The organism is Brenneria izbisi (genome assembly GCF_025840185.1).
GTDB lineage: Bacteria > Pseudomonadota > Gammaproteobacteria > Enterobacterales > Enterobacteriaceae > Brenneria > Brenneria izbisi.
Window position 1 is genome coordinate 1 of record NZ_JAMPJU010000037.1, and the last position, 1,213, is coordinate 1,213.

General features: G+C 41.1%; 1 protein-coding gene. It reads right to left on the reverse strand.

From position 1 onward, the window contains the following. Positions 1 to 159: 159 nt before the first annotated feature. Positions 160 to 909 (reverse strand): hypothetical protein, encoded by a 750-nt coding sequence (locus NC856_RS17615; RefSeq protein ID WP_264091696.1) that lies wholly within the window; start codon positions 907 to 909, stop codon positions 160 to 162. Positions 910 to 1,213: the final 304 nt, after the last annotated feature.

Consider the following 1,213-nt stretch of genomic DNA (forward strand, 5'->3'; position numbering starts at 1 on the left):
AATCACGAGCGTCCGAATATGGCATTGAATGGCTACACGCCGATGCAGCATATTCAACGCATGACCTGATTCTACTTATCACCTCCGTTAAAAATGGGAGGATTACCGAACTTGCCCGTAAAGAGCTTCGCAGGCAGGGGATTGAGCCTAAGGGGTAGTTTATATTGATTTTAAGTGAGCGTTACTCATCTGCGTTTGGTAGGTGCGAACCGCAATGCTTAACTCATTAATATAGCGTTCAAATTCATTGATGGCATACATCAGGAATCGATCATCCATAAGCACGTCATTAAATACGGTAATTGAAACACCGGCATTATCTGCCATCGCACGAGGAATAGCTCGCAGGAGCCGTTTTTCAGCGTCAGTTTTTTTTGTTTTCTGACAAGAAAGTATCTTATAGTCATCTGCCACACCATCGCTATGAGCCATGATATTTCTGATCACGGCTAGGTGATCAACATCCTTAATGTTTTTACCGCCAAAGTCGCCTTTGAGACGATTGTGGCAATCCTCAACCGTCTTGTGTTTTTTGTCTATAGTCTTACATGAAAGGTCGTCCATAAGTTCGAGGCAACCAACCATATGGTGCTCGAACAGACCAAAAATGGTAAGAAATGTGGAGCGACGGGTAAGCTGTGCTATCAGATGTTTGTATGTAGATCTAACTTCATCTTGATCATAACCAACGCAGGAGCCGCATGAATAGTAAGTTCGTTGAAACGTTGTAACGCTCCCATCTTCATGATATCGCTCATCTGGAAACTCCCCCACCTCAACTCCCCCTGGCTTATCAGCATCACTTAGAGCGCGGGATATATTCACCTCCGCCTGCTCCGCAAGCATCTTCATGACGGCTATAGAAGAGGTTGCTCCCCATAACTTTACGCTAAAAAATAATTTTGCCACGTCCTGAATTTCCTTTTGAAATAACCTGTTTATTTTATCTTTTAGCAATAATCTGATGTATTCATAACTATTTTTCACACAATTATTTTAGAAGCATCTATTTTTGACACTTAGAGCCTATCATACTTTACGAATGAGAAAATTAATTCGCTGAGTTCTTTGATATATATCATCCTAATTATTTTTTTTGCATCAATGGTCTTGTTTGTTCATTAGCGATAATATCCAGGATCTGTCCCCGAAATTATTCCCACCTAATTACGCTACCATTTCATAATGCACCGGCGTTTGATAACCCAACGTT